Origin of the sequence: Cellulomonas sp. A375-1, assembly GCF_001040865.1 — a bacterium.
Classification (GTDB): Bacteria; Actinomycetota; Actinomycetes; order Actinomycetales; family Cellulomonadaceae; genus Cellulomonas; species Cellulomonas gelida.
In genome coordinates, this window is the sequence record NZ_LFKW01000113.1 from 6,203 (window position 1) to 14,813 (window position 8,611).

At 71.4% G+C, this 8,611-nt stretch carries 8 protein-coding genes and 1 pseudogene; 3 read left to right on the plus strand and 6 right to left on the minus strand.

Going from position 1 to position 8,611, the window contains the following annotated elements; translation table 11 throughout:
• From CWIS_RS11755 to CWIS_RS11770, 4 genes are all read right to left on the minus strand, one after another.
• Positions 1-1,714: cytochrome bc complex cytochrome b subunit (locus tag CWIS_RS11755; protein ID WP_231583822.1), on the minus strand; the 1,714-nt coding region annotated here is incomplete at its 3' end.
• Positions 1,711-2,757 (minus strand): Rieske 2Fe-2S domain-containing protein, encoded by a 1,047-nt coding sequence (locus tag CWIS_RS11760; RefSeq protein ID WP_082156416.1) that lies wholly within the window; start codon positions 2,755-2,757, stop codon positions 1,711-1,713. The genes CWIS_RS11760 and CWIS_RS11755, both read right to left, overlap by 4 nt.
• Positions 2,754-3,539 carry a c-type cytochrome gene (locus tag CWIS_RS11765; RefSeq protein WP_048343490.1) on the minus strand — a complete coding sequence of 262 codons (786 nt, stop codon included), beginning with the start codon at positions 3,537-3,539 and terminating at the stop codon, positions 2,754-2,756. The genes CWIS_RS11760 and CWIS_RS11765 overlap by 4 nt, the downstream gene beginning before the upstream one ends.
• Positions 3,540-3,589: 50 nt before the next feature.
• On the minus strand, positions 3,590-4,237 hold the full coding sequence (locus CWIS_RS11770; protein WP_082156417.1) for a heme-copper oxidase subunit III: 648 nt from the start codon (positions 4,235-4,237) through the stop codon (positions 3,590-3,592).
• 218 nt (positions 4,238-4,455) lie between these two features.
• Here CWIS_RS11770 and CWIS_RS11775 point away from each other — a divergent pair, with 218 nt between their 5' ends.
• Positions 4,456-4,881: a response regulator transcription factor gene (locus tag CWIS_RS11775; RefSeq protein WP_048343491.1), complete on the plus strand. Its 426-nt coding sequence runs from the start codon at positions 4,456-4,458 to the stop codon at positions 4,879-4,881.
• Positions 4,878-5,921, plus strand: a complete 1,044-nt coding sequence (gene trpD, locus CWIS_RS11780) for an anthranilate phosphoribosyltransferase (protein ID WP_048343492.1) — start codon at positions 4,878-4,880, stop codon at positions 5,919-5,921. Before CWIS_RS11775 ends, trpD begins: the two co-directional genes overlap by 4 nt.
• Before the next feature lie 52 nt (positions 5,922-5,973).
• On the opposite strand, the gene CWIS_RS11785 is transcribed toward trpD, so the two are convergent.
• Entirely contained in the window at positions 5,974-6,255 is a 282-nt protein-coding gene (locus CWIS_RS11785; protein ID WP_048343498.1) for an Lrp/AsnC family transcriptional regulator, read from the minus strand.
• Positions 6,256-6,279: 24 nt separating this feature from the next.
• Positions 6,280-8,139, minus strand: a complete 1,860-nt coding sequence (locus tag CWIS_RS11790) for a DEDD exonuclease domain-containing protein (RefSeq protein WP_048343499.1) — start codon at positions 8,137-8,139, stop codon at positions 6,280-6,282.
• A 150-nt stretch (positions 8,140-8,289) separates the two neighbouring features.
• Between CWIS_RS11790 and CWIS_RS11795 the strand changes: the two are divergent.
• Positions 8,290-8,611, plus strand: a pseudogene (locus tag CWIS_RS11795) (hypothetical protein); the annotation flags it as partial.

Here is an 8,611-nt window from a genome sequence, read left to right on the forward strand (position 1 = left end):
CGTCGGGCGTGGTCTCGGATGCTGGATCGGTGGTGCTGCCTGCGCCGACCTGCACGGGCGTGTGGCTCGCGTCGATCTCGTGGTCGGCGTGGCCACCGTGCGCGGCGTGTGCGGCCGCGAGCTCGGCGGGCGTCACCGGCTCGACGCGGTCCTCGTAGAACACCTGCGAGAGCCGCTGGCGCAGCCGGTCGGTGCGGTAGCCCTTGCGGCGCACGCCGCGCGAGTCCTCCGCCGGCTCGATCTCGAGCGGCCGGACGGCCTCGTGCTGCACGCGCAGCCAGCGCTCGTGCGCGTCGAGCGGCTTGTGCACCTCGATGTACTCACCGGAGGCGTACCGCACGATGCGACCCGTCTCGTGCCCGTGGAGCACCAGCTCGCGGTCCTTGCGCTGCAGCCCCAAGCACACGCGCTTGGTGATCACGAACGAGAGCCACGGGCCGACGAACAGCAGCACCCGGAAGGCCCAGGTGATGTCGTTGATCGAGAGGTGGAAGTGCGTCGCGATCAGGTCGTTGGAGCCGGCGAGCACGAGGATCGCGAACGCCACGAGCAGCGACACGCCGAACGCGGTCCGGAACGGGCGGTTGCGCGGGCGGTCGAGCACGTGGTGCTCGTTCTTGTCGCCCGTCGCGAACGCCTCGATGAACGGGTACGCGGCGAGCAGCGTGAACAGGATGCCCGGCACGATCATCGCCGGGATCAGGACGTTCAGGCTGAGCGTGTACTGCCCGATCATGAACTCGGTCTGCCCTGGCATGAGGCGTAGCGCACCCTCGAGGAACAGCATGTACCAGTCCGGCTGGGCTCCCGCGGAGACGGGCGAGGGATCGTACGGGCCGTAGTTCCAGACGGGGTTGATCGACATCGTGCCCGCCATGAGCGCGATCACGCCGAACACCACGAAGAGGTTGAACATCAGCTTGCCTGCATACGCCGGGAGAGCGGGGAAGCCGACGACGTTCGAGTTCGTCCGGCCCGAGCCCGGGTACTGCGTGTGCTTGTGCATCACCATGAGGAACAGGTGGAGCCCGACGAGCGCGAGGATCAACCCGGGCACGAGCAGGATGTGCACCGTGAACAGCCGGGGGATCAGGTCGTGGCCCGGGAACTCGCCACCGAAGACGAAGTACGACAGGAACGAGCCGAGGATCGGGATCGCCTTGACGACACCGTCGGTGATCCGCAGACCGTTGCCGGAGAGCACGTCGTCGGGCAGCGAGTAGCCCGAGAATCCGGCGGCGAGCCCCAGGATCATCAGCACGAAGCCGACCACCCAGTTGATCTCGCGCGGCTTGCGGAACGCGCCCGTGAAGAACACGCGCATCATGTGCACGACGATCGACGCCATGAAGATGAGCGCCGCCCAGTGGTGGATCTGCCGCATGAGCAGGCCGCCGCGCACCTCGAACGACAGGCGCAGCGTCGAGGCCATGGCCTCGGACATCTCGACGCCGTTCATCGACGGCCACGGGCCCTCGTAATGCGTCTCGGCCATGCTCGGGACGAAGAACAGCGTCAGGAACACGCCCGAGATCAGCAGCGTGACGAAGCTGTAGAGCGCGATCTCGCCGAGGAAGAAGGACCAGTGGTCCGGGAAGACCTTGCGCGCGAAGAACTTGACCGCGCCGCCGATGCCGGTGCGCTGGTCGAGGTAGTCGGCCGTGGCGCCGGCCGCCTTCGCCGTGCGGGTCGGGGGAGTCTTGAGGTCGCTCACTTGGTCGCACGCTCCCAGAAGCTCGGGCCGATGGGCTCGGCGAAGTCACTCTGCGCGATCAGGTAGCCCTCGTCGTCGACGGTGATCGGCAGCTGCGGCAGCGGGCGCTTCGCCGGGCCGAACACGACCTTGCAGCTGTCGGCCACGTCGAACGTCGACTGGTGGCACGGGCACAGCAGGTGGTGCGTCTGCTGCTCGTACAGAGCGACGGGGCAGCCGACATGGGTGCAGACCTTCGAGTACGCGACGATGCCCTCGTGCCCCCAGGTCTCGCCCTCGGGGGACTGGTCCGACTTGATGTCGCGCGGGTCCATGCGGACCAGCAGCACAATCGCCTTGGCCTTCTCGTCGAGCATGCCGTGCTCGACCTTGTCGAGACCGTCGGGGATGACGTGCCACACGTCGCCGATCGTCACGTCCGACGCCTTGATCGGACGGTTCGTCGGGTCGGTGTGCAGGCGCGTGCCCTTCTTCCACATCGTGTGCTTGAACTTGCGCACGTTCCAGTCCTCGCCCACGTTGCCGATCAGCGGCACGAGGATGGACAGGGGAAAGAGGGCGAGCGCGGTCACGCCGGCTCCGACGAGCGCACCGCGCCGCGTGAGGCCGGAGTCCTCGCCGCCGTCCTTGAGCATCTGCACGGCGATCTCGCGGGTCTCGTCGGACGAGCGCAGCTCGTGTCGCTCCTCGACGTACTCACGATTGCTCATGAGGACCTTGATGTAGTAGTTCCCGCCGATGCCGATGCCGAGCAGGCACACCGCGAGCCCGAGGCCGAGCACCAGGTTGGACAGGCGCATCGAGCCGACGGTGTCGCCCGGGGGGAGGGCGAAGTAGGCCCAGATGACGGCGATCGTGCCCAGGATCGAGAGCGTGAACAGCGCGAGGACCTGGCGCTCGACGCGCTTGTTGGTCTTCGGGTCGATGTCCGCCTGGCGGGGCTGGTGCTCGTGCAGTCCCGGGTTGTCGAACCGCGCGGGCAGCTCGCCGTGGCCGTCGCCGTGCACCGCGAGGTCGCGGTCGTGGTCGTGGGGGGTGCTCACGAGGACTTCGCTCCGATCCAGACAGAGATGCCGAGCAGCAGGCCGAGGCCGACGACCCAGGCCCACAGGCCCTCGCTCACGGGACCGAGCGAGCCGAGGTCGAGACCGCCCGGTGAACCCTCGCCCTGCTCGTCGATGAACGCGATGATGTCGCGCTTCTCCTCGGGCGTGAGGTTCGCGTCGTTGAAGACCGGCATCGACTGCGGGCCCGTGAGCATCGCCTCGTAGAGGTGCGTGGGCGTCGTCTCCCACAGGTTCGGCGCGAACTTGCCCTGCGAGAGCGCGCCACCGGCGCCAGCGGCGTTGTGGCACATCGCGCAGTTGGTGCGGAACAGGGCCATGCCGGACGCGGGGTTGCCGAGCGCGGGGTCGACCATCTCCGCGGTGGGGATGGCCGGGCCGGCACCGAGCGTCGCGACGTAGGCGGCGAGCTGGCCGATCTGCTCGTCGGTGAACTGCACCGGCTTGGCCTGTGCCTGCGGGCCGCTCATCTGCATGGGCATGCGGCCTGTGCCGACCTGGAAGTCGACCGCGGCGGCGCCCACGCCGATGAGGGACGGCGCGCTGTCGGTGCCGGACGCGGACGGTCCGTGGCAGGTGGAGCAGTTGGCCTGGAACAGCTTCTCGCCGGCGGTGATGTCGTCAGCGGTCGCGGTCTTCGTGACGGCCTCGGCCGACGAAGGGGCGACCACCGCGTACACCGCACCGACGAGCAGCAGCGCCAGCAGGAGCAGCATCGCGGGTGCGCGCCGGTCGTGCCTGCGGGCTGCGAGTGCCTTCACGGATCGGTCCTCGTCTCGCTTCGGTGGGTCAGTGGGGCGGGGCGTGCGGCTCAGCGCAGCAGGTAGATGACCGCGAACAGCGCGATCCAGACGACGTCGACGAAGTGCCAGTAGTACGACGTCACGATCGCGGTGGTCGCCTCGTGGTGACCGAACCGCTTGGCCGAGAACGACCGGCCCAGCAGGAACAGGAAGGCGATCAGGCCGCCGACGACGTGCAGCCCGTGGAAGCCGGTCGTGAGGAAGAAGACGGAGCCGTACGGGCTCGAGGAGATCGTCAGGCCGTGCTCGACGAGCTCGGCGTACTCGAAGATCTGGCCCCCGATGAAGAACGCGCCCATGAGGTAGGTCAGCGTCATCCACTCGTTCATGCCCCAGCGGTTGACCTGCAGCAGCGAGCCGCTGCGCACCGGCTGGAAGCGCTCGGCGGCCCACACGCCCATCTGGCACGTCACCGACGACAGCACCAGGACGGTCGTGTTGATCGCCGCGAACGTGAGGTTGAGCTTCGCGGTCTGCTCGGCGAACTCGTCAGGGACGGCGGCACGCACCGTGAAGTACATGGCGAAGAGGCCGGCGAAGAACATGAGCTCGCTGGCCAGCCACACGATCGTCCCGACCGACACTGGGTTCGGTCGGTTGACGCTCACGTGGGGGGCGGTGCGAGGGGCAGCCGTTGCGGTCGACACGGTCGCCATTATGGCGGATAGAGCGCCCGCATGGGCCATTGGACCCACGCGTGCCGGGCGGTAAATGTCACACCGTCAGGATCATGACCGTGTGAGAGCCCTGTGCGAGGCCCGTGATCATGCTGCGGGCGACGTGTCGGCACGCTCGTGCCGGACGCCTCGTCGTGTCCTGCATCACGCCGTGCCAAGATGCTTCACGACGCCTGCCGAGACGAGTGAGGACCCAGATGAGCACCGCGCACGACCCAGCCGCCGCGACCCACGGACCGCGGATCGTCCTGTACAGCGACGACGTCGACGTGCGCGCGCAGGTCAGGCTCGCGATCGGCCCGCGGCTCGAGCACGGCGCGCCTGAGATCGAGTGGGTCGAGACCGCGACGCCCGCAGCGGTGGTCGCGACGACCGAGGCCGGGGGCGTGGACCTGCTCGTCCTCGACGGCGAGGCCGACAAGCTCGGCGGCATGGGTCTGGGCCGTCAGCTCAAGGAGGAGGTCTACCGCTGCCCTCCCGTGCTCGTCCTGACCGGCCGGCCGCAGGACGCCTGGCTCGCCTCGTGGTCCAACGCCGACGCGACCGTGAGCCGCCCGCTCGACCCGCGCGAGCTCCACACCGCGGTCGTCGATCTCCTGGCGTCGCGGGCCGTCGCGGGATGAGCAGCGCCTTCACCTGGCCGGACCTGCTCACCGGGCTCGTCGCGCGGCAGGACCTGACGTCCGCGCAGGCGTCCTGGGCGATGGACGAGATCATGCGCGGTGAGGCGTCACCCGTGCAGATCGCCGGTTTCCTGGTCGGGTTGCGCGCCAAGGGGGAGACGGTCGACGAGCTGTCCGGCCTCGCCGAGACGATGCTCGCGCACGCCCAGCGCATCGAGGTGCCCGGCCGCAGCGTCGACATCGTCGGGACCGGCGGCGACCGCGCGCACACCGTCAACATCTCCACGATGGCCGCGCTCGTGATCGCCGGCACGGGGCTGCGTGTCGTCAAGCACGGCAACCGCGCGGCCTCGTCGTCGTCGGGCTCAGCGGACGTGCTCGAGCAGCTCGGCATCCGGCTGGACCACTCGCCCGAGCGCGTCGCGCAGATCGCGGCCGAGGCCGGCATCACGTTCTGCTTCGCGCAGGTCTTCCACCCGTCGTTCCGGCACACCGCGGTCGCGCGCGCGGGGCTCGGCATCGCCACCGCGTTCAACTTTCTCGGCCCGCTCACCAACCCGGCGCAGCCGGCGTCCGCCGCGATCGGCGTCGGCGACGGGCGCATGGGCCCGCTCATCGCGGGCGTGCTCGCCCGTCGGGGGACCAGCGCTCTGGTCTTCCGTGGTGAGGACGGGCTCGACGAGATCGCGCCCACCGACTCGACGCGCATCTGGGAGGTCAGGGGCGGCGCGGTCACCGAGCACCTCGTCGACTGGCGCGAGCTGGGTGTCGAGCGGGTCGAGCTCGCGGCGCTCCGCGGTGCCGACGCGGCCCACAACGCCGGTGTCGCCCGTGCCCTGCTCGATGGTCAGCCCGGGGCGGTGCGCGAGACCGTGCTGCTCAACGCGGCGGCCGCGCTCGTCGCGGACGGCACCCTGGCAGGGACGGGCGAGGGGATGCTGCTCGAGCGGCTCGCTGCTGGGGTCGAGCACGCTCGCGCCTCGGTCGACAGCGGCGACGCGCGAGCGGCCCTGGAGCGCTGGCAGCGCGCGAGCGCGTAGTCCGCACCGCGCGTCGGCGCAGTCTGTCGTCCGTGGTCGGTCCGGCGCGCCCTCAGTCCTCGAGCCCCAGAGCGAACGCCTGGTCGAGGTCGTGCTGGCTGTACGTGCGGAAGGCGATGTACGTCTGGGTGCGGAGCACACCCTCGACCTTGCTCACGCGGTCGGCGATGACGTCGGCGAGGTCGTCGTGCTCACGCACACGGACGAGGGCGATGAGGTCGACCTCGCCGGTCACGGAGTAGACCTCGCTCACGCCGCGGATGTCGGCGATCGCGGAGGCCACCTCGGGGATGCGCGCGGCGTCGGTCTCGATGAGGACGATGGCGGTCAGCATGGTGGTCATCATGCCGCGACCCGCTCACGCCGTGCGAGGCATCGCCGCGTGGCGCGTCAGGTCGACCGACCCGGGTGCCTCGGCGTGGGGGCGGTCGGCGGGCCTCGGCGCCGGGCGCCCGAGGACGGCGGCTGCGTGCGCCGCGATGGCGGCGGCGGGTTCGACGTCGCCGAGCGCGGTGCGCACGGGCAGCGCCCACGTGCCGACGACGTCGACGATCCGCACGCCCGGTCGCTCCAGCCAGTCCAGGACCAGGTCCGCCTCCTCGGGGTGCGCCGCGGGCGCAGGAGCGACCGGTGCCGCGACGTGCTCGGCCGTGGTGCGCAGCGTCGCGATCGTCGGACGCGGGTCGGTCATCCGGTCCACGCGTGCGGTCGCCGCGAGCCTGCCGTGGCGCACGAGCACGATCTCCCAGCCGCCGTCGTCCGCGCGTCGTGCCGCCACGATCTCCTCGCACCGCGCGACGGGCCCGACCCGCTGCGCACGTGCGGCCCCCCGGAGGAAGGCGCCGAGCCGGTCGCGCACGGTCGCGGCCTCCTCGAAACGCTGCTGGTCCACGAGCGCCTCGATGCGTTCCGCGTGGGCCGCGACCACCGGCGCCGGGTCGCCGAGCATCGCGGCGCGGACGCGCTCGACGACCTCACCGTAGCCGTGCTGGTCCTGCTCGCCGATGCAGGGGGCGCCGCACCGGCCCATGTCCGCCAGGGCGCAGGCGGACGCCGCCGCGGGTGCGACCAGCGGCAGGCGCCGCGTGCACTGCCGGATGGCGAAGCTCTCCTGCAGGGCCTCGAGAGCCAGGGTCGCCGTGCCCTGCGAGCCGAAGGGGCCGACGTAGGTGGCGCCAGGCTCGTCGCGCACCTCCCGCACGACGGACAGGCGCGGGTAGGGCTCGCTCGTCAGCCGGACCCAGGGCATCCGCTCCGGGAAGCGCGAGCGGCGGTTGTAGCGCGGGGAGTGCTCCGCGATCAGGCGCAGCTCGCGCACGCGAGCCTCGAGCGGGGTCGCGCACACCACCGGGTCGACGCGCTCGGCGATCCGAACCATCTCCTGGATGCGGCTGCGCTTCTCCGACGACGTGAAGTACGAACGGACGCGCGTGCGCAGCGAGGTCGTCGACGTGCCGACGTAGAGCACCTCGTCGTGCGGGCCGCGGAACAGGTAGACGCCCGGCGCGTCCGGCAGACCGTCGGCGAGCGTCCGCTTGCGGCGCACCTCCTGCGGGACAGGGTCGGTCGCGGTCGCCAGGTCTTCGAGGTGCGTGACCCCGAGCGGGCCGAGCCGGGCCAGGAGCGCGTGCAGGACGTCGACCGTCGCCCGGGCGTCGTCCAGCGCGCGGTGGTTGGGGGTGACTGCCGCGCCGAACAGCGCGGCGAGAGTGCTGAGCTTGTGGTTCGGCGCCTCGTCGCGCGTCACGACGCGGCGGGCCAGCCGCACGGTGTCGACCACGCGGTAGCCGGGCCACGCGTGCCCGGTCCGCGCGGCCGCGGCCCGCAGGAAGCCGACGTCGAACGGCGCGTTGTGGGCGACGAGCACCGCGTCGCGCGCGAACTCGAGGAACGACGGGAGGACCTCGTCGATCCGCGGCGCCCCGACGAGCATCGACGACGTGATCCCGGTCAGCACCTGGATGAACGGGGGAACCGGACCGCCCGGGTCCACGAGCGTCTGGAGCTCGCCCAGCACCTGCCCGCCGCGCACCTTGACCGCACCGATCTCGGTGATCGCGCACTCCGCGGGAGTCCCGCCGGTCGTCTCGAGGTCGACGACGACGAACGTGACCTCGCTGAGCGGCGTGCCGATCTCGTCCAGGGCGAGCTGCACTGCCGTGCCGTCGGTCGCCGCTCCCGCCCAGACGGGGCGCAGGCGGTGCAGGCTCGACGACATGCCGGTGACGGTACCCGCGCTGTCCGACACGCCTCGCGCGGCATCGGTCCGCGTGTCGCGAACGGCGCGCAGAGCGCGCCCGGCCGTCGGGCGTCGTCGGACGGCGCGGCCGTGCGCGCGACGCCGCGCACCGCGGCCTAGGGTGACCGCATGGCCGACGACGCGCAGGTCCCAGCAGCGCTGCGCGCGGAGATCGTCGCGCTGGCGGCCAGGACGCTGGCCGGATACGACCCCGCCGCGGTCCCCGCCACGCTGCGTCGCGTGGCCGCCTTCGCGCCCGCGAAGCGCGCCGTCGCCGGTGCGGTGCCGCTGTGGTCGGCGTTGCAGGAGGAGTCGTTCAGGGCGCGCGTCTGCCGCACCTGGGCAGGGGAGCACCCTGACCTGGCCTCGCGCCTCGGAGTCGTGGACGTCGCGGTGCACACGGCAGCGGACACCACGACAGCGGACACCACGACAGCGGACACCACGACAG